Raw genomic sequence first — 20,809 nt, forward strand, 5'->3', positions numbered from 1 at the left:
GGCCATTCACGGCGGAGTCTTACCGTTTTTAAATCGAATTTTTGGAGCTCGTTTTGTTCCTTGCGAAACAGTGTTTCTCATTCGCCAAAATGAGAAGCGAAGCTTCGCAAGGAAAACATCTTACGGCGCAGTGCGCCTCACCGCGAAACCTGTTCACTTTCTGCATTTAAAATAATTTGATTGCAAAAACAGTCCATTTCAAAGGCTAGATAGGTTGCGTATGACGCTTCCGCGTATCAAATAAAATTTAGAATTTAAAAAGAAAATGCCAGTCAATTTCTTAACTGACTGGCATTATCCTTCCAGGATGCTTTTTACGGAATTTTACTGCCGGCAGCGGTGCGGGGAAGACTGCCAGAATTCCGGCCGTGCATTGAATCAGAACGCATGCGGAATTCTGCGACGCAATCGGCGCTTTCCGCTAAAAAGCGTTAAAAACCGCAATAATTAATTGAAAATAATCAATATTTAAATAAAAACAGGCTGGAAAAAGAAGGGCTTTTCACGCTATATTAAAACCATATATTTTTTATGCCTTTATTTTTCAGGCTGCAGATCTCTCGGGTACCCCTACATGAAATTCAAGTCCGCCTCCGCGCTCCTTCTAATGCTTGGCTGCTGCTTCAGCCTGCCCGCATGGGCGACCGCTGACCCGCTGGTCGGCACATGGAAAACCATTGATGACCGCACCGGCTATTCCCTGTCCGATGTGGAAATCAGCAAAGGCAAGGACAATCATTACTCAGCGAAAATCATCAATACCCGGGCCGTTCCCGGCGCTGCCATCATGCAAATTTGTGAAAAATGCGCTGGCGCGCAAAAAAATATGCCTTTGATCGGCATGACCACGCTTTCAGGGCTAAGCGCCGATCCGGCAAAAAGCAATGAATTTATCGGCGGCCTGCTGCTTGACCCTAAATCCGGCAAGCATTACCCGGCCCGCGCCCGCTTGCTGAGCGGCGGCAAGCATCTGGTGATTCATGGACGCTACGGCGGTTCCGCCGTTGGACGCAATCTGACCTGGGTTAAAAACTGAAAACAGCATAATCATTGAATAATGCCGGCCAGTTAAGCGATTGACTGGCTTTTTTTATGCGTGAATTCCAGAACGCACTGAATGCCTGAAAGCGCCGCTGCCTAGGCGGGCAAAGCCAGTGCCTGTGAAATGTGACCTTTTTCACATTTTATCTATTTGATTTTAAAAATATTACATATGGATTAGAATAGCTGCTCTAAAATAAATGACACACCTACCACAGGGAAAAGCATGAAGAGTTTATGCAAGGGTCTATTGACCGGGTTACTGCTGTCTTCCATTTCTGTTTGCAGTTTTGCCGGCAATGAAGATCCTTTGGTCGGCAAATGGAAAACCATTGACGACCGCACCGGCTACTCGCGCGCCGATGTTGAAGTCCGCAAAAAAGCCGACGGCACCTATGAAGGCATTATTGTCGAAACCCGCGGCATTCCCGGCTCAGAAAAGCTGCTGCTGTGCACCAAATGCCCCGGCCCGCTGAAAGACCGGCCTTTCCTTGGCCTGCCGTTCATCTGGGGCTTTAAAGCCAGCCCAGGCAAGCCGAATGAGTTTGTCAACGGCAAAGTGCTGGACCCAATCAGCGGCAAAATCTACCAGAGCAAAGCGCGCCTGAATTCAACCGGCAAGCGCCTGACCCTGCGCGGCTATATCGGCGTTTCCGTTGTTGGCCGCAGCATCACCTGGATCAAGTATTAATCCTGCTCAGCCTTGTAAAAAGCCTCCGTCCAGTTAAGGTATTTTGCAGCCAATGCCTTAACTTTCCGGCCATTCACGGCAGAGCCTTGCGGTTTTAAATCCAGCGCTCGGAATTCATTTTACGCCTTAACCAGCAAGGCTCTGCAAAAAAGCGTCTTGCGCCGCAATGGCCTCACTGCACAGCTCAGCCGCCGCCGATTAACCGGAAAATTGCAGAAAATCTATGCAGCCAATGCAGGCCCGCCTTGCGCTTCAAAATAAAGCCTGACTTTATTTACTGTCAAAGCTGCCGATGCCGTTTCCGCGTATCGGGCCATATCCTGAATAAAAAAAGCAAATTCTATCAATTGCTTAACTTGCCGGCATGATCATCTTGCGGTTATTTTACTGTCATAATTTGAAACAATATGCGGCAAATAAACACTGTTTCATTTCCATGAAGCCTCTTATATTGAATAAAACATGATCAAATTTATATAGAGTTCATATACAGAACATGGCAAAAAATTACTATGAGCTGCTTGGCGTGCCGCGCGATGCTTCACAAGATCAGATCAAAAAATCCTACCGCAAACTGGCGCGTAAATACCACCCGGATGTCAGCAAAGAAGCTGATGCTGAAACCCGCATGCAGGAACTGAATGTCGCTTATGACACGCTGAGTGATGCGGAAAAAAGGCGGGAATATGATTTTCAGCTGGATCATCCCGAAGGCTTTGCCCAGTTTGGCGGACAGTCCGGGCATGGCGGTTTCGGCGGTTTTGATGATGCCCAGTTCCGGCGCTACAGTTCCGGAAGCGCAGGACAGGAAGGCGGTTTCAGCGGTTTTGAAGACCTGTTTGGCCGTTTCGGCTCAGGCTTTGGTGGCGCCAATTATCAATATCAGCAGCGCAGCCGACCGAAGCAGGCGCATAAAGGCGAAGACCAGCACGCCAGCATCGAAGTCGATTTGGAGATTGCCTACACGGGCGCCACCCAGAGCATCACGCTGCAGATTCCCACCCTGAACGCCTATGGCGAGCCTGAAGTGCAGCGTAAAACCCTGCAGGTGAAAATTCCGAAAGGCTTGAAGGAGGGCCAGCAAATCCGCCTAAGCGGCCAAGGCCAGTCCGGCATTAACGGCGGGCCGAACGGCGATCTGTACATTGAAGTGCGCTACCGCGCCAATGAACGCTGGCATGCCGATGGCGCAGATGTCTATATGACGGTTGACGCTGCGCCTTGGGAAGCGGCTTTAGGGCAAAGCATCAGCGTGCGCATGCTGGACGGCAGCGCGGTGCAGGTCAGCCTGCCGAAAAACGCGCGCAGCGGCCAGCAGCTGCGCTTGAAAAATAAAGGCATACCAAACAAAACACCCGGGCACTTGTATTTGGTATTAAATATAGTGAACCCTCCTGCTCACAGCGCAGAAGAGCAGCGGGCATATCAGGCATTTGCTGAAGCCTTTCAGCAATTCAAGCCTAGACAGCCTTAAGGAGTAATCCCATGACAACAATTTATTACCGTGAAATTGTATCTGACGGCTGCGAACAGACTGAAATTGTCGATGAGCAGCGCAGTTTTGATTTGCAGCATTTTGCCCAGGCCTGCGGACAAAGTCCTGAATGGGTACTGCAGCTGCTGGAGTATGACATTTTGCCGAACCGTCCGGACAGCAGGGTTCATCAGTTTTTTGGCGACGATATTTCACGGGCAAGGCGCGCCTACCGCCTGCAGCGCGACTTTGACGCCAGCTTTACCGCTGTCGCCATGATGCTGGATTTAATTGATGAAGTGCAGAATCTGCGCCGCCAAGTCAAGCATCAGCAATTCCAGTCGCACTGACCCATGCTCATCTCTTCCCTGCAGCCCGGCTGCCGGGGAAGCTGGATATTTTTTTCATTTTAACTGAGAGAACTGTTCACGCTTATGAAAACCAAAGAATGCAACAAAAAAGTGAAAAACATGTTTCCCGAATTCCGGGAGCTGATTCACCGGCTCCGCGAAGAAAATCCGCGCTTTGCGCATCTTTTTGAGCGCCATGAAGAACTGGATCAGGAAATCTGCCTGCTGGAGCAGGACCCGGTCAATCAGATCAACACCGATATTGAAACGCTGAAGCGCAGAAAATTAAGGCTCAAGGATGAAATGTACTGGCTGCTGAAATCCAGCAACTGCATTTAACGCCCCCGGCCAGCGCTGCATGCAGGCAGCCCATCTGGCCGGGCTTTGCCTATTTCAGCCGGGCCAGCTTTTCAACCGTTTTGACCGTGGTTTTCACGGTATCTTTCACCGTACGCTTAATCGGCTCATATTCCATAAACCAGAACAGGTTCATGCGCTGGTCTTCATGCTGCTGCGCCAGCATGTCGATGACGCTTTTTTCGCCCCGGCCAACCATATGGCGGCGGTAGAAATAGTAAATCAGCAGCGCGGTGGTCATCAGCATAATGGCCAGCATAATCCAGAAACCGCTTTCTGACTTCAGGCCCGGAATAAACTCAAAGTTCATGCCGTACACCCCTGTCAGCAGCGTCAAAGGCGCAAAAACCGCGGTAATAATGGCAAGAATGCGCATGTTTTCATTGGTCTGATTGGCTACGGCGGAAAAATGCAGATCCACGGCGGCCTGCACGGCGCTCCGCAGGCGCGCCGTATGCTTCTGAATGCGCTCAATATGGCTGGCGATGTCATCTACGCGCAGCAGCATCACTTCCTGCCGCTCGGCTTTCTTTTTGCCCTTTAAATGCGGATAGTTTTCCACAATTTCATCGCGCAGTTCCTGCAGGGTTTCAATCTGCTCTTCGCATAAATTTTCCACTTGCTGGAAGGCCATGTTTTCCTGCAGCAGCTGATGCCATTTGGTAAAGCGCCGGTGGCCCTGCAGCAGCTCCTGCTGCCAGAACTGCACGCGGCAGGTCAGCGGCACCCGCAAATCCAGATAGCCGTCCACCATGCTGTTGAGCAGGCGCAACGCTAAATCCAGCGGCGACGCGGCCAGCTTGCGCGGCTTGTTCTGCTCATCAAGCGGCCGCGCAAGCACGGTTTTAATCCGCGCAATATAGTTTTCCATGGCCTTATTGCCCTGCTCGCGCACGGTAATCAGCACCTGCGGGGTCATAATAAAGCTGACCGGCGTCGTCGCCAGGCCGAATACCGGCTCATGCTGCTCTAAAGCCTGTGCGCCGGTTTTGACATGGTCATCCGGCGTAATCAGCTTGCGGAAAATCAGCAGATCATAGTCATCCAGCGTATCAAAAACACAGGGATGCTCCAGATTCAGAATGTCCCGCACATGATATTCATTCAGCCAAAGGCCGGTGCGCTGAAAAATTTCCTGCTGCCAGTGTTCTGAACGGTTCACCACATCTTCACGCGTGCAGTCGACCCAAATAAACTCAGCTCCAGCTTCCCGCGCATCCTGCTGCACGCAAATATCAGGCTGGCTTGGATGCTGAAAAAAATGATAAATCTGCATAAGGCTTGTTATTGTCCATCCCGGTTTTCATCATGCCATAAAAAAAGCCCTGAGCAAGCCAAAGATTAAATCGGCAAAGCTCAAGGCTTTTTAAAGACTGTTCAATTCACATGGCAAGCGCCATCTGAATCTGCAGCAGATTAAACCTGCTCGATGTCTTTCATGGTCAGTTTAATGCGGCCGCGGTTGTCCACATCAGCAACCTGCACTTTCACTTCCTGGCCTTCTTTCAGCACATCCGCAACGTTCGCAATGCGTTCGTTGGAAATTTGCGAGATGTGAAGCAGGCCGTCAGTACCCGGCAGGATGTTGACGAAAGCGCCGAATTCAACGATGCGGATCACTTTGCCCATATAGATCGTGCCCGGCTCGATTTCCGCAGTCAGCGCCTGGATTTTCGCTACAGCTGCCTGAGCCGCCGCTTTGGTTTCACCGAATACGCGCACTGTGCCGTTGTCTTCAATGTCAATCGCTGCTTTAGTTTCTTCAGTGATCGCGCGGATTGTTGCGCCGCCTTTGCCGATCACGTCACGGATTTTGTCCGGATTGATGGTGATCACCTGGAACGTCGGCGCATGCATGGAAATTTCAGGACGGGCGCGTGAAATCACCTGGTTCATTTCGTTCAGAATATGCATGCGGCCAGCATAAGCCTGGTTCAATGCAGCTTCCATGATCTCTTCAGTGATGCCTTCGATCTTGATGTCCATTTGCAGCGCGGTAATGCCGTTGGCAGAACCCGCGACTTTAAAGTCCATGTCACCCAAGTGGTCTTCGTCACCTAAGATGTCAGAAAGCACTGCGAAACGCTCGCCTTCTTTCACTAGGCCCATTGCAATGCCCGCAACTGGCGCTTTCAATGGAACGCCTGCATCCATAAGGGATAATGAAGCGCCGCATACAGAAGCCATTGAAGATGAACCATTGGATTCAGTAATGTCAGATACAATGCGGATCACATACGGGAAGCGGTCAGCTGCAGGCAGAACCGCTTGCACGCCGCGGCGCGCCAGGCGGCCGTGGCCGATTTCACGGCGTTTCGGGCCAGTTTCGCGGCCAGTTTCACCTACAGAGTATGCAGGGAAGTTATAATGCAGCATGAAGTTGTCAGTTTTTGTGCCTGCAAGGGTATCAACCATCAAGGCATCACGCGTGTTGCCCAAAGTCGTTGTTACCAGCGCCTGAGTTTCACCGCGCGTGAACAGTGCAGAACCGTGCGCGCGGCCCAATACGCCCACTTGAACGTCGATGGCGCGGACAGTTTTGGTGTCGCGGCCGTCAATACGCGGCTTGCCTGAAAGGATATTGTCGCGCACTGTGCGGTATTTCAGGTCTTCGAACAGTTCGTTAACTTCATCAGCAATGCCGGTTTCGTCATTTTCAGGAACGAACTGAGCAGCAGCTTCTGCAGAAAGCGCATCCAGCGCCGCATAGCGGTCCTGCTTCACCGCAATGGTGTAGGCATCAGAAATTTTCGCTTCGAATGCATCTTTCAATTGGCCAAGAAGCGCTTCGTTTTTGCCTGGAGCAACCCAAGTTGACTCAACTGCGCCGGCAGCGGCAGCAAATTCTTTGATCGCCTGAATCGCAATCTGCATTTCGTCATGGCCGAACAGCACAGCGCCCAGCATCTGGTCTTCTGAAAGCTCTTTGGCTTCAGATTCAACCATCAGCACCGCTGCTTCTGTACCTGCAACCACAAGGTCAAGGTCGCTTTCTTTCAGCTGCTCTAAATTCGGGTTGAGGATGTATTCGCCGTTGATCAAGCCAACGCGCGCGCCAGCGATCGGGCCTCGGAAAGGAACACCGGCAATCGACATCGCCGCAGAGGTGCCCAGCATGGCTGCAATGTCAGCATCCATAGTCTTGTCAGAAGAAATAACCGTTGCTGTAACCTGGATTTCGTTATAGAAGCCTTCCGGGAACAATGGGCGGATTGGACGGTCAATTAAGCGGGAAATTAAAGTTTCAGCTTCAGACTGGCGGCCTTCACGCTTGCCGTAACCGCCTGGAATGCGGCCTGCAGCATATTGCTTTTCCTGATAGTTAACCGTCAGCGGGAAGAAGTCCTGGCCCGCTTTCGCTTTTGGCTGCGCCACAACAGCAACCAGCACAGTTACGCCGCCCATGGTAATTACAACAGTGTTCGCCTGGCGCGCAACACGGCCTGTTTCTAAAACAACCTGGTGCTGACCGTATTGGAATTCTTTGCGGATAATATTAAACATCGACATATTTTATTGTTCCTGATTTTATTCTAGTGGAGACCCCTAAGGTTTGGCATTCATATCAACCGCATAAATGACAAAGCTTAGAAGCCGACCTCACCAGAGGATAAAAATTGATTTTAAGACGCAAAGAAGGAGCGAATCATCGCCCCTTCTCCGTTATCCAGCCGGAGCCGGATAGACTTTAGTTTTCAGCAATACAGCATTCAGCATGCAATAATCCGAAAATAAAAGTTTAAATCGAATTAACGACGTAAACCTAAAGCAGCAATCAGTGCGCTGTAACGAGTCGCGTCTTTACCTTTAAGGTAGTCAAGAAGCTTACGGCGCTGGTTAACCATGCGGATCAGGCCGCGGCGGCTATGGTGGTCGTGCTTGTGCTCTTTAAAGTGGCCTTGCAAATCATTGATTTGAGCCGTTAAAAGAGCAACTTGAACTTCCGGTGAACCAGTGTCGTTTTCAGCGCGGGCAAATTTAGCGATGATCTCTGCGCGATCTGCGTTTGTTAAAGCCATTCGATTTCTCCGAGATGCTTAAGGTTAATTACTTTTGATACGAATCAGCCGATTGCTCAGCTGACTGCCGTGCATCACTACAGCAAGTGCATTATCTTAAGGGAAAAACAGCCCGATTGCAAAAATAGATCGCGGCTTGGCGCCGATCCGCCTGCCGGCATCTGCGGCCGGATTTTTCCAATCCGGCCGTTCAATCCCTGCACAGGGTTTAATTGGCGGAATTTCAAGGCGCCAGGACAGCCTGCCCTCCGCGCCTTGCGCCTGCGCCGCCGCGCAGCCGGTGTAATATTCTGCCAATCAAAGCGCGCCAAAGCCGCGCGGAATAGAAAAAAGCCCGGGCAGAGCCCGGGCTTTTTTTGCGCTGCAGTTTCTTCTTTTTTGATTATAATTTTCTTATTTATTGTTTTATATTGCGCTTTCCGCGCTTTGTTATGCCAAACATTCCATGTTTTAACCGGCACTTCCCTATGTGGTAGATTTTGCCACAATGCATAGCTGAAAAAAGACGCGTTCTCCGCATCTCCATGTAAGCTATTTCCTACATCAGGCCCCTGCTTTTAAAAAAATTACGGTCAATTTCAAGTATTTGCAAGACATAAAAAAGCCCTGCAGTCTCTCCCAAAACTGCAAGGCTTAGCGGCTGTAAGTTTCCTCTTTCCCTACTTCACTGTAAGTTCGCTGTCTGATGACGTTATTATTATTGTTCTGCGTTTATGCTCAACAATCCGTATTGAGCGCTTTATTATGTGAAGCCATCTTCTCAAAATCCGCGGCAAAGCTCCATGCGCCAATCTCTTGAATTGACGTAAGACATTTCTTACACGAATGCCTCACACTATCCGCCATTTCCTTGAAGCTGTTGGGAAATTTTAGCGGATAAGCCGCTTTTGCGCGCAGTTCTGACCGTCATGGCGGCAGCCAGGGCCGAAGGCGCCGCCAGCAGGCTGACGGCTTTTTTTGCCCGGGTAATGGCGGTATAAATCAGCTCTTTGCTCAGCAGCTGCGCGGCATGCGCTTCCAGCACCACGGCCACATGCCGGAACTCTGAGCCTTGCGATTTATGAATGGTCAGGGCATAGGCGGTTTCAATGCTCTTGGGCAGGCGGGCCGCCGCCACCCACTTCTGCAGGCTGGGAAAATACACCGAAAACTGCATTCTGCCTTCATGCCGGCGCTTGAAGCAGATGCCAATATCGCCGTTGGACAGGCCCAGCTGATAGTCATTATAGCTCATCATCACCGGCCGGCCGGCATACCATTCGCCCTGCTTGGCCTGCGCGGTCGCCGCCAGCAGGCGCTGCTCCATCTGCTCATTCAGCGCAGTCAAGCCCAGGCGGCCATGGCGCACCGCGGCCAGAATGCGGTAATCCTCAAATACGCTGACCGCCGCAGCCTCATACTGTTCAGCGCATTCAGACGCCAGATAGTCCTGTACCGCCGCGGCATAGCCCTGAAAGCCCAGCATCAGCTGGCCGTAATAGCCGTTCCAGTCAATCTCCGTATCCTTGGGGCTGTCCGGCAAATACTGCAGCTGAATGCAGTCCGGCATCTCCGGCGTCAGCTCCAGCGCCTGCAGCCGGCCGGCCGGCGCAATCTCCTGCTCAAAGCGCTGCAGAACATCCTGCTGGCGCTCATTCTGCTGAATAAAGCTGGCCATGCGCCCAATCAGCTTTTCACCGTCAAAGCGCCTGCTGGTCACAAGATTGACGCGGTTCTGCGCCAGTTCAGGCGCCTGCTGCAGGTCAGCCAGCACCGCACCTGCATCCACAGAAGCCAGCTGATTGGCGTCGCCGAGCAGGATTAAACGGCTGCGCGGCGCTGCCGCGGCGAACAGCATCTTGGCCAAATTCAAGTCCAGCATCGACGCCTCATCCACCACAATCACATCAAAGGGCAGCCGGCGCCCGGCATGGAAGCGCGGGCGCTGATCTTCGCCCAGGCCCAGCAGGCGGTGGATGGTCACGGGGGTTAGGCGCTGCAGTTCAGCGCTGACCAAACTGCTCAGCTTGGCGTCGCTGAAGGAGTTCTGCAGCGCTTCCTTCATGCGCTGGGCGGCTTTGCCGGTGGGCGCCGCCATGGCAATGCGGATTTCCGGAATGGCCTGATTCAGCACGGCAATAATCCGCGCCAGCGTATAGGTTTTTCCGGTTCCCGGCCCGCCGGTAATAATGCTCAGCGCCTGCGAAGCCGCCATGCGCAGCGCCTGCTGCTGCTGCGGGTCCGCCAGCAGCGCCTGATGCTGTTGCGTCAGCGCCACCGCTTCAATCGGCTGCTGCTTTAAGCCGGCCACAGACTGCGCCAGCTGATTTTCCAGCGCCCAGTAGCGGTATAAATACAGCTGCCGGGCGTCCAAGACAAAGGGCGCAATCTGCGGTTCTGCCGGATGTGCGCCCGGATCGCCGGCATCAGCCAGCAGGCCCTGCAGCGCCTGCGCATCTTCGCGGCTGCAGGCGATGCAGCTGTCGCCCCGTTCCAGCGCCTGAAACACCTGCCGGATCAAATCCCTGGATTTTTCCTGCGCGTCGGCGGCGATATGCAGCCGGATCAGGCTGTCTGCCCAATTCTGCATATTCAGGCGGTTCTGTTCATTTTCCACACAGTTATCCTCAAATTTATCCACAGGATAATTATTGTTTAAACGCTTTTTTCAGCGCCATTCAGGCGGTTTCGCGCAGTGTTCCGGCATGCGGGCTGCCCAATATTTCATCCAGCTGCAGAATAAACTGCGCCTCCGGCTGCCAGCAGCAGACGCCGCTGTCCGGCTGCCCGCACATGCCGCGCAGGTATAGATAGCTGGCGCCGCCCAAGTGCTGATGGATGTCATAGCCCTGCAGATTGACGCTTAAATAGCGGTGCAGCGCAGCCAGATACAGCGCGGCCTGCAGCCAGTAGCTGGACTGGCTCATGCTGCGCTGCACTTCCGGCAGCGCATAGTGCTGCCCGGCATTGCCCAGAAAATTGCTTTTATAATCGGCAATGTGGTAGCGCTGGCCATCGTAATACACCAAGTCAACCGCGCCGGTTAAATAGCGCGCCGAATTGGCTTCATTCAGCGCCTCAATCTGCAGGCCATGCTGCTGGAACAGGCGCTGCATCTGACGGATCTGCACCGGGCGGTCAGACAGCGCCAGATAGAATGGAAACTCCGGCAAATGGCTGCCTGCAGGCAGCCGGCTCAGGCTGAATCCAGCCTGCAGCGGGGTATGCACCACCTCATGCATCCACTGCGCCATCAGGGCATACAGCATCTCATTCTGCATGCTTTCCGCCAGCGCGCCGAAGCCCATATCGACATAGCTATCCAGGCTTTTGACTTCCTTAAGCTGCGCTCCAGCCTTAGCCGCTTTTAAGGCGGCCGCGCCCTGCGCAAAATGCTGCAGCGCCGGCTGCGCATCGGCCTGCGCAAATTCAGCGGCTAAATCCAGCAGCAGCCCGCGCAGGCGTTCCGGCTGATAGCCCGCTGCGCTTTGGAATACGCTAGGCCACTGCGCATGGACTGCGTCCCGCTGCAGGATCCGCTGCAGCAGCGCATGGTTGAATTCCATGAACAGCCCGCGCACCAGCTTATGCTGCTCATGGCTTTTAATCTGCGCGCCAAACTGCTGCCCTGCCGCCTGATGCAGCGGCTGCGCGCCGGCGGCGTAGGCGGACTTCCATGCCTGCGCAAAGGTTTTCCATACGGCAAAGCTTTCCTGCATTTTCTGGCGCAGTTCAATCAGCAGCTGCGGGCCATCGTTTTTAAAGCGCCGCAGAATTTCAATTTTCCAGCTGCCTGGCGCCTGAAAATCAATCTGCTCATAAATGCTGTGCAGGAAGGTTCCGGCCACTGTGCCTTTGGGGAAATGCTGCTTAATCCAGGCGATCTCCTGCGCCGGCAGCGGCGCAGAAGCCTCGCTGTCGGTTTCATCATCGGCGCTGTCTTCCGGCGCGGCGCTCAGCGCCAGCTGATCCTGCGCCTGCCGGCGGTAAGCCAAATGCTGCGACAGCCCGGTAAAGCTGGTGTGGGTGCGCGGGTAAAAGCGCGCTGCCGGCAAAGGCAGGGCGCTGAGCGTCAGCGCCTGCTCCTTCGCTTCTAGGCGGAGGGCGGGCGGGCGCGCCGGAATCAGCGCTTCCGCTGCGCAGTGCGGGTGCTGAAAAGCGCCCTCGCCCTGCCCCATCCAGAACGGCAGGCTGTACTGCGATTTATGCTCCTTCGTTCTGAATAGCGCATAAATGCGGTGGCTGGCGCGGGTCAGCGCCACATACCACAGGCGGTGCTGCTCGGCAGCCCGGCGCTCATCATGCTGCTGCTTTTTCAGCTCATCGGCTGCCCCGCCGATATCAATGACGCGCTGCTTTTCACTGTGCGCTGCGCCGTCCGGCGCCGCGTCTTCATAGGAAAAAATCAGGCTGTTGTCGACTTTCGGGCTGCCGTCGGCATTCAGCAAAAAGACGATTTTAAACTCCAGCCCTTTGGACTGGTGAATAGTCATCAGCTTGACGCCTTCGGCATTGGTCAAGGGCCGCTCCAGCTCCCATTCACGGCTTTTCGGCGCCTGCAGCTGCTTCAGGTACCAGTGGAATAAGTGCTGCGCGCCCTGCAGCTGTTCGCTTTGCGCGCTCAGAATTTCCGTTAAATGACGCAGGTTGACCACATCACGCTCATTTTCGCGGCTGTGATGCGCCACAATGCGCTCCCAGATTTTGAAATAATTCAGGCAGTAATGCCAAGCCGGCAGGAAGCCCTGACTCAGCCACAGCGCGCGGATATGCTCCAGCTGCCCGATATAATGGCTGAGATCCAGCGCCTGCAGGTCTGCGCTCCACAGCTGGTTCAGCCTCATGCCGAGCAGGCGCCCCAGCAGCGCGCGCTTGACTTTGGCTTCCTGATACGGCGCCAGCACTGCGGCCAGCACCGCGCCGACGTCCTGCGCAACCGAACTGCTGAACACGCTGCGCTTGGCGGCCCGGTTGACCCGGATGCCCAAAGCCAGCAGCACCTGCTGCACCGCATTCAGCGAACTGTGGCTGGTGGCCAGCACTGCAATGTCATTGTCTGTTAAAGGTATTTTTGCGGCGCAGTCCTGCACGGATCCGCCCGGCGCCTCCGTAAAATACAGCTGCTGCGCCGCCGACTGCTGCAGCAGGCGCTGAATCTGCCAGGCCGCCTGCTCGGCTTCCTGATCCCTGCTGTCCAGCTGCAGCCAGCGCAGCGGCGCCGGATTGACTGCGCCCTGATCATGCAGGTCGGCATGCTGGGCGCCGGCTGTAATCGGCACATAATGCACATCTTCGCCAAAATCCATCTGGCGCTGGAACAGCGCATCCACCGCTTCCACCAGTGGCGCAATTGAGCGGAAGTTTTTCTTCAGCTGGTAAAAGCTGCCCTGCTTGCGCCGGACATCATCGCGCGCCTTTAAAAAGGTCAGCATGTCGCCGCCGCGGAAGCCGTAAATCGCCTGCTTGCGGTCGCCGACCATAATCATGCAGCCCTGCTTCAGGCGGGCCGGATGGCGCCAAATCTGCGCCAGCATGCTGTCCTGATCCGAGTTAGTGTCCTGAAATTCATCCACTAGAATCAGCGGGTAGCGCGCATGCACAAAGGCCGCGAAAGCATTGCCCTGCGCGCCCTGCAGCGCTTCCGACAGGGTGCGGATCTGCTGCGAAAATGTGGTTTCACCTTTGCTCTGCAGCACCTGCGGCAGGCGGTTTTTGACTTCCGCGGCGATATGGAATTTCAAATAGGCATCCAGTCCGTCCAGATCCGACGCAGCCTGCTGCGCGGCGTCCAGCAGCGCCTTTACGGCAGCCAGTACCGGATGCGCATACAGCGCAGCCACTTCGGCATCGGGAATTTTCTTTTTGCCGCTGGCGCTGCGCGGCTCATCTTTTTTAAAGAAGGCCTGCAGCTGCGCAAAGCTTTCCGGCGGCTGGCCATGCAGCAGAATTTGCGGGCCATGCTGCTGCATGCGCTGCAGCAGCGCCGGCAGCTGGCGCAGGGCGTCAATAATGGAATGGCGCGACCACGGCAGCAGCAGCAGTTTGGCATAGCCGCCGTCCGGGGTGAAATCCTGCAGCTGCGCGGCACTGTCTAAATTCAGCTGCCCCAGCGCATCCGCCGCGCGCTGCAGGCCAGCCAGGGAGAATTCCGGCTGCGCCACCGGATTGAGCTTGGCCGAGCTGAAATTCAGGCTTTTTTCCATCAGTTCCGCATAATGGCTGACCGACTTGATCTGCCGGCGCTGCAGCAGGCAGGTCACTGCATCCTGCGGCTGCGCCTGCGCCCATTCGCGCAGAATGTCATGCACCAGCTGCTGCACATAAATTTTGTCGTCGCTGGTGATTTCCGCGCGTTCAATCTTGCCGCTTTCAAAAGCGAACTCGCGCAGCAGGGTTTGGCTGAAGCTGTCCAAAGTGCCGACAAACAGCTCATCCAGCTGATCCAGCACCAGCTGCAGGCGCTCGCAGGCATAGCCGATCTGATGCGCATTGCGCTGCAGCACCCCCTGCGCCAGCTCGTCTTTTTCCTGCCGGGCGCGGGCCTCAATATTGGCCGGAAGCTCAGCGCGCAGGCTTTCCAGCAGGGTCAGAATGCCGTACAGGCGCTGCCGGATGCGGCTTTTCAGTTCGGCTGCCGCCTTGCGGGTAAAGGTGGTGGCAATGACCTGGCGAGGCAGGTATTTTTCCAGCAGAATCCGCACCATCAGGCTGGACAGGGTAAAAGTCTTGCCGGTGCCTGCCGAGGCTTCAATCCAGTGCAGGCCCTGAAACTGCATGCTGCTGATCGGGTTTTCAATTTCCTTAGGCTGCATGCGCTTTCTCCGCAGTTTGATGGCAGTAAATCGGCTGATACAGCGCGTAGGCGAACTGCGCGCAGCTTTGCGCCAGCAGCTTCAGGCTGTCCTGATCGCGCAGGATAAACGCCCAGTCGGCATGCGCCTGATTGGCTTCGTCCTGCCGGATGTCAAAGGCGGAAAACTCGCCCGGATCGCTCCATTTGACCGCCAGCTTATCAAACTGCTGCAGCACCTGAACGCCCTGTTCATTTTCGGCCCATTTGACCTCCATTGCTTCGCCTTTTTTGCCTTCCAGCACAATCAAGGCGCCGTCTTTGGAAGCCAGCATTAAAGCGGCCGGCAGCACCAGCGGGCGCTGCTGGCCATAGCGCCAGGCCTGCATCCAGCGCGCCAAATGCATGCGCGCATCCTGCGGCGCAATGCCCGCGCAGTGAATGGTGACATCGCTGCAGACTTCAATGCGCTCATAAGCCTGATGCGGCGCATCGGCCGGCAAAGACGCCAGCCACAGCAGGTATTCCAGCCAAATCTGCGCGCGGCGCCGGCCCCGGGCGCTGGATGCAGTCATGCTGATCCACTGGCGCACCGGCGCTTCCGGCACGGTAATCTGCATTAAGACCTGCTGATCGATTTTCAGCTGGCGCTGCGTAACCGGCGTCAGCTCAGGCTGTTCGGACTGCGTGAGCTGCTTGACCCGCTCCAGCAGCTCCTCATGCTGCTGCCGGCTGACCGACCAGGCGGCCTCTTTAAACTTGCCCACCGGCAATTGATCCAGCAGCAGCGCAGGCTGCGCCTGCACAGGCTGATCCAGCAGGAAATCCCGCACCGCATACTGCTCCAGGCCGTCCAGCAGCAGCGGTTCATCTGTCGCTAAGCCGTCTTGCGCGGTTAAATTGCTGATGCCCAAGGTTTTCAAATACAGCTCGGCTGGAAAGGCCACCTGCCTGATCCACTGCGCGCTGTCCAGCAGGATTTCCGCAGGCGCAGGCAAGGCCGCCGCCTGAGCGGCCCACGGCTGGCGCGCGCCCTTGGCCTGCTGCAGCTGCCGCGCCACATGGAACCAGTGGTCCTGATAGCGGATTTTATGCGCCGGCCGGGCGGCGTCAAAGCCCTGCAGCTCAAAGGGCTGCAGCTCATGCACGCTGTACAGGCCCTGCAGGTTTTCCGGCACTTCAACCCCGCCGTCAATTTCCGCCAGCGCCGGCAAATTCGGATTGGCGCCGCTGCCCTGCGCAATCAGCGCCAAATGCCGGATCAGCTCCTGCACCACGCTGGACGGTTCGCGGATTTCGCCGTCGTTGATGTCAAAGCCGTTATAGAACAGCCAAAGGCTGTCTTTGGCCAGCAGCAGGGCATCCAGAAATGCGCCCTGATCATCTTCCAGGCGCGAACGGTCGCCCAAATGCGGCTTCAGCACATCCATCAGGTCAAAAGGCAAATGCGCCTTGCGGCTCGGGAACTGCCCGCTGTCCAGATTCAGCATCACCATCAGCTTATACGGCAGCGGGCGGATTTGCCCAATCTGGCTGAAGGTGATCTGCCCTGCCGGCACGGCCTGATCCATCTGGCTGTCCAGGCTGTTTTGAATTTCCTGCAGCACATAGGGCAAAGGCAGCTGCATGTCTTTCAGCAGATGCGCCTGCGCTGCGCCTGCGCCGTCTTCATCGTTATAATAAGACAGCGTCAGCATGGTGATCTGCTTGCGGATCACATCGCGGATGGATTTCAGCGCGGTTACGCCCTGCTTTTGATAGCGCTCCAGATCGCGCAGCAGCAGATGCAGCCATTCCTCCACATTGCGCTGCTGCCCCATTTCATGCTCGACAATCCAATGGCGGCGCTCGGCAAAGTCCTGATAAATGCCGATCAGGATATTGATCAGCTCGAAATCATCGCGGCGCACAAAAGCATAGCTTAGGGTGTCCTGCCACAGCGCATGCTCCGGCACAGCCACGCCCAGCACCAGCCGGTCTAAGGCGAATTTAAAGCTGTAGCGGTAATCGGCGTCATCCGGCGCCAGCGTGCGGCGCAGATGCTCCTCATCCAGCCCGCGCTTGAACTTGGCTTCGCTCAGCAGCTCAATGATGCGCGCGGTCTGCTCGGCATTCAGGCCGTAGCGGGTCTGGGCGGCGCTTAAATTCAGCCAGTCGGCAAAATCTTCCAGCGTAAAGCGCCCCTGCGGCAACTGAACCGGCCCCAGCACCGCCTGCCAGGCATTCTGCGCATCCAGCGGGGCGACACCGGCAATTTTCACCGGCAAATATACGCTGTCCCGGCGCGGCGCGCCGGCGGGCTGATCCTGCAAAGCCTGCTCGCGCGGCGGCGGGGCGAATACGCTGCGGATCAGCGGCTCCAAATCCTTGAGATTCGGGCTCAGCACCAGAATATCGCTTGGCGAACGGGGCTGATCCGCCGGGCCTTGCGACAGCCAGAAGGTCAGCTGGTCTTTCAGCACCTCCAGCTGGCGCAGCGCGGAATGGCAGACATGCAGGCGGATCGAGTCATCTTCAGGGCACAGCGCAAAACTGCCGGATTCAGGCTCGGCCAGATTCAGAATGTCGTACTGCACCTTGCCCAGCAGATGATTGCGGTAATCCAGCGGAAACTGATCGTCCCATTCTTCGCCATTTTCGCCGGCGGCCAGATTCACCAGCAGGGAAAAATGGTCGCGCGCCTGCTTGCCGAAGCGGGTCAGCAAAGGATGGCGCGATTCCTTCAGCTGGCCGTATTCCAGCGTGTATTTTTCAAAGAATGCCTCAATTTCCCGGTCAGACGCCTGCGGATGCCGGTCCTTGAAGCGCTGCTTCAGCTTGACGTCATACTGCTTTTTCCAGTTGGCGTCGACCGTGTCGGCCCAGTATTCCTGCGAGGGGTTGAAATGCAGAATCAGAATATTGATGTACTGGCCCAAGCGGCGCAAAAACGCCAGCTGGCTCGGCGGCAGGTCCAGCACGGTGAACAGCGCCACCTGTTTCGGCAGCCGGGCTAAGGCTGCCGGGCGCAGGGCGGGATTGTCCAGGATGGCCCAAAAATCCTCATCAATGCCCTGCATCAATTCAAAGTCGGCATGAAACTCGCTGTGCCACAGCCAGCGCTGCCACTGCTCCAGCTGCTGCGCCTGCGCTTTGGCGAAGCCGGAGGCCTGCTTCCGCTGCTGCAGCTCTTCCCTGGAATCCAGCCCGGGAAAAGCCTCCTGCGCCTGAAAAAACTGGCGCTCCAAATCCAGCGGCTGATTTCTGCCCCAGTCTTTCAGCCAGTTGCCGCTGCAGTCGCAGGCCTGCCCCGCGCCATGCTGCTTGAAGCAGTGGCCGCGGTATTCCATATAATTGCTGAACAGGCGCGACACCTGTTCCGACACCCAGTACAGCATGCCCTGTTTTTTCAGCTGCTGCTCGGCAGCGCTGCTTAAGCGGGCCGCGCTGTCATAAATGCGCTGGATAATGCTGTGCAGCGGATGCTCCGGCGCCAGCGGATTTTCGGCAGCCTGAATATAGGGCTTTAAAGTCTGATAGCAGCGCCATTTTAAAATCATGCGCGGAATATTGGCCTTGCGGACTTTTTCCTTATCGTCCAGCACCGCCTGATAGGCAAACCACTGAAAGGCGCGGATGCGCTGATGGAACAGGCGGTTGGCGCTGATGCCCTGATGCTCGGACAGCTTGACCGTCAGCCAGGCCTGCACCGCAGGCGACGGCACAATAAAATGCTGGGGTTTCAGGGCCTCCAGAGGATTGGCAGATGGCTGATGGCCCGCCCGCAGCATTTCTTCCAGCAAAACCTCAATGCGCTGACTCTGAATCACATGAATGGCCATCTTTACTCTATCTCCCGCGCTGAAACGACAAAACCCTCAAGATTATTGACTATACTTACTGCCCTGTCTATGCCGCTTTGACCGCAAAATTCAGTTCAAAAAATATTTTAAAACAAGTATCTTGATAGGGTCTGCTGAGACTTTATTAGAACAGCCCGCATAAAACCGAAGGTATGCCCCCGATGAAAATAGACCATATTCCTGATGCGATCGACCCCCGCCTGAATTTAGAACTCATCCGCGCCGAATGCCTGGAACTGGCCAAAAAGCGCGCCTATTGTTCTGCAGGCGCAGCCATCGTGCCCGTGCCGTTTTTTGATGTGGTGATTGATGTCGGCATTCTTTCGCAGCTGATTCCCGACATTAACACCCGCTTCGGCTTATCGCCCGAGCAGATCAGCGTTTATGACCCGGCCACCAAGCAGGTGCACTGGCATGAGCTGCGCAAGCGCGGCGTTGAATTTTCCGGACTGGTGGTGGCCCGCACCGCGGTGAAAAAATCCATCAACAATGCAGCCGCCAAATACATCACCAAGCAGGTAAGCAAGTTTATTCCGCTTGGCGGGCAGGCCATCGCCGCCGGGCTGGGCTATTTCGTGATGAAAAAAGTCGCCGATGCGCATGTTGAAGACTGCTACCGCCTGGCCAAAAGCATCCAGCAGAAGCAGCAGGCTCAGGCCGCAGCGGTGCAGTAAGCGCGCCATGCGCAGCCGGGCAGCCTATTCCGCCTTCAGCTGCCTGAGGATCGCGCGCAGCACTTCCAGCCGCGCGGAATTTTTGTCATTGGCGGCGATCACATGCCACGGCGCATAGGCCGTATCGGTGCGCTCCAGCATGTCAGCCGCAGCCTTCAGGTAGTCATCCCAGCGCTCGCGGTTGCGCCAGTCTTCCGCGGTAATTTTAAACTGCTTATGCGGCGTGCCTTCCCGCGCCTTGAAGCGCGCTTCCTGCTCGTCCTTGCTGATCGCCAGCCAGAATTTAATCACCGCCGTCTGGCTGTCATGCAGGTCTTTTTCAAAGCGGCTGATTTCCTCATAGGCGCGCTGCCACTGCACATCGCTGGCAAAGCCTTCAACGCGCTCAACCAGCACGCGGCCGTACCATGAGCGGTCAAAAATGCTGATCTTTTCTTCGGGCAGGATTTTGCTCCAGAAGCGCCATAAATACGGATGGCGCAGCTCATACTGTTCCGGCGCAGCAATGGTATGGATTTCATATTCGCGCGGATCGAGCTTTTTTACAATGCGCTTGATCGCGCCGCCCTTGCCAGCCGCGTCCATGCCCTCAAACACAATCACCACATTGCGGCTGTCCAGGCGCATCGCTTCAGCGGCTTTCTTGCTGAGCTTTTTCAGCTCCTGCTGGTATTCCTCTTTTTCCAGCGCGCTTTCAGACGGCGCCAATAAGCATTCCGGCACCTGAGCCTGATTCCAGTTCCCTTTGGCCTTGCTCAGGTGTTCCGGGCAATGGCGCAGCGCGCGCAGGATATGCTGCGCAAACTGCTGGTCGCGCTCCTCCTCATTTTCGCAGTCAATCACCTGCCAGTCATCGGTAAAGCGCTGGCGCAGCTTCTGCAGGCTGTCGTACTGCTTTTTATTGCGCCAGTCCAGGCCATGCAGCTTATGCCAGTGCATTTCGCCGGGGGCCATATCATCCAGGCGCTTCTGCAGCGACTTCCAGGACAGGTCAAACCAGACCTTAATCACATCCACACTGTTGTTTTTCAGGTCCTGCTCAAAAGCGCGCATATTTTCCGTGTATTCGTCAAACATGGTTTCATCAATCGGCTTCGACACATGCATCGCGGTGGACAGCAGGTCGCTGTACCAGTTGCCGAACATCACCATAATCTGCCCTTCAGCCGGAATGAAGCGCGCATACGGCTGCCAGAAGGCCTGCTTATGGTTAAAGGCCTGCGGCGCATCCGCCTTAACCCGCAGGTAGCGCGGATCGACCCATTCCCGCAGCTGCTTGACCGCTTCTCCCTTGCCGGCCAGCTCAATGCCGCTGACCAGAATCAGCACGCTTTTGGCGTTGCTCTTGCCTCTGGTTTCTTTCAGGGCGTACTGCGCCTCGACCAGTTCCAGCGATAATTGATCCGGGTCCATCAGCTTAATTTGATTGTCCTGTGCAGCCATATTATTCTCTGATCTTTTGTTGTTAATCTGCAGTATAACCAAGCCTTTAAGCGCCCTGAATGCCCAATCCGCAGTTTTATGCAGCATTTTTTTGTGCAGACTGGCTGCCTGCAGGGCAATTTTCAGTCAATTTGTCATAGCGGGCGGAG

13 protein-coding genes are annotated in these 20,809 nt (G+C 55.5%); 6 read left to right on the plus strand and 7 right to left on the minus strand.

The window, feature by feature from the left end:
• Positions 1 to 574: 574 nt before the first annotated feature.
• The 5 genes from RSA72_RS00490 to RSA72_RS00510 all read left to right on the plus strand — a co-directional run bounded on the left by RSA72_RS00490 (position 575) and on the right by RSA72_RS00510 (position 3,895).
• The gene (locus RSA72_RS00490; RefSeq protein ID WP_332624111.1) at positions 575 to 1,036 is read left to right on the plus strand and encodes a DUF2147 domain-containing protein; all 462 of its coding nucleotides are present in this window, start codon (positions 575 to 577) and stop codon (positions 1,034 to 1,036) included.
• Between the two features lie 231 nt (positions 1,037 to 1,267).
• The gene (locus RSA72_RS00495) at positions 1,268 to 1,732 is read left to right on the plus strand and encodes a DUF2147 domain-containing protein (protein WP_332624110.1); all 465 of its coding nucleotides are present in this window, start codon (positions 1,268 to 1,270) and stop codon (positions 1,730 to 1,732) included.
• A gap of 496 nt (positions 1,733 to 2,228) precedes the next feature.
• Positions 2,229 to 3,206 (plus strand): DnaJ C-terminal domain-containing protein, encoded by a 978-nt coding sequence (locus RSA72_RS00500; protein WP_332624109.1) that lies wholly within the window; start codon positions 2,229 to 2,231, stop codon positions 3,204 to 3,206.
• 11 nt (positions 3,207 to 3,217) lie between these two features.
• Positions 3,218 to 3,556 (plus strand): chaperone modulator CbpM, encoded by a 339-nt coding sequence (locus RSA72_RS00505; protein WP_068909783.1) that lies wholly within the window; start codon positions 3,218 to 3,220, stop codon positions 3,554 to 3,556.
• 84 nt (positions 3,557 to 3,640) lie between these two features.
• Complete coding sequence (locus tag RSA72_RS00510) at positions 3,641 to 3,895, plus strand: YdcH family protein (protein ID WP_332624108.1); 255 nt, start codon at positions 3,641 to 3,643, stop codon at positions 3,893 to 3,895.
• Between the two features lie 49 nt (positions 3,896 to 3,944).
• Here RSA72_RS00510 and RSA72_RS00515 read toward each other — a convergent pair whose 3' ends face one another.
• The 6 genes from RSA72_RS00515 to RSA72_RS00540 form a co-directional block, all read right to left on the minus strand.
• The gene (locus tag RSA72_RS00515) at positions 3,945 to 5,189 is read right to left on the minus strand and encodes a magnesium transporter CorA family protein (RefSeq protein ID WP_332624107.1); all 1,245 of its coding nucleotides are present in this window, start codon (positions 5,187 to 5,189) and stop codon (positions 3,945 to 3,947) included.
• 140 nt (positions 5,190 to 5,329) lie between these two features.
• On the minus strand, positions 5,330 to 7,417 hold the full coding sequence (pnp, locus tag RSA72_RS00520) for a polyribonucleotide nucleotidyltransferase (RefSeq protein WP_332632636.1): 2,088 nt from the start codon (positions 7,415 to 7,417) through the stop codon (positions 5,330 to 5,332).
• A gap of 245 nt (positions 7,418 to 7,662) precedes the next feature.
• Positions 7,663 to 7,932: a 30S ribosomal protein S15 gene (rpsO, locus tag RSA72_RS00525; RefSeq protein ID WP_067761248.1), complete on the minus strand. Its 270-nt coding sequence runs from the start codon at positions 7,930 to 7,932 to the stop codon at positions 7,663 to 7,665.
• A gap of 835 nt (positions 7,933 to 8,767) precedes the next feature.
• Positions 8,768 to 10,501, minus strand: a complete 1,734-nt coding sequence (recD, locus tag RSA72_RS00530; RefSeq protein WP_443098264.1) for an exodeoxyribonuclease V subunit alpha — start codon at positions 10,499 to 10,501, stop codon at positions 8,768 to 8,770.
• Between the two features lie 88 nt (positions 10,502 to 10,589).
• Positions 10,590 to 14,723, minus strand: coding sequence for a UvrD-helicase domain-containing protein (locus RSA72_RS00535; RefSeq protein WP_332621805.1), 4,134 nt, complete (start codon positions 14,721 to 14,723; stop codon positions 10,590 to 10,592).
• Complete coding sequence (locus RSA72_RS00540) at positions 14,713 to 18,522, minus strand: exodeoxyribonuclease V subunit gamma (RefSeq protein WP_332621806.1); 3,810 nt, start codon at positions 18,520 to 18,522, stop codon at positions 14,713 to 14,715. Before RSA72_RS00540 ends, RSA72_RS00535 begins: the two co-directional genes overlap by 11 nt.
• Positions 18,523 to 18,704: 182 nt before the next feature.
• On the opposite strand from RSA72_RS00540, the gene RSA72_RS00545 reads away from it, so the two are divergent.
• Positions 18,705 to 19,217, plus strand: a complete 513-nt coding sequence (locus tag RSA72_RS00545; protein ID WP_332621808.1) for a hypothetical protein — start codon at positions 18,705 to 18,707, stop codon at positions 19,215 to 19,217.
• 24 nt (positions 19,218 to 19,241) lie between these two features.
• Here the strand turns inward: RSA72_RS00545 and pap are convergent, their stop codons facing one another.
• Positions 19,242 to 20,660, minus strand: coding sequence for a polyphosphate:AMP phosphotransferase (gene pap / locus RSA72_RS00550; protein ID WP_332621810.1), 1,419 nt, complete (start codon positions 20,658 to 20,660; stop codon positions 19,242 to 19,244).
• Between the last annotated feature and the right edge of the window lie 149 nt (positions 20,661 to 20,809).

It is taken from the genome of Acinetobacter sp., assembly GCF_036659555.1.
Classification (GTDB): Bacteria; Pseudomonadota; Gammaproteobacteria; order Pseudomonadales; family Moraxellaceae; genus Acinetobacter.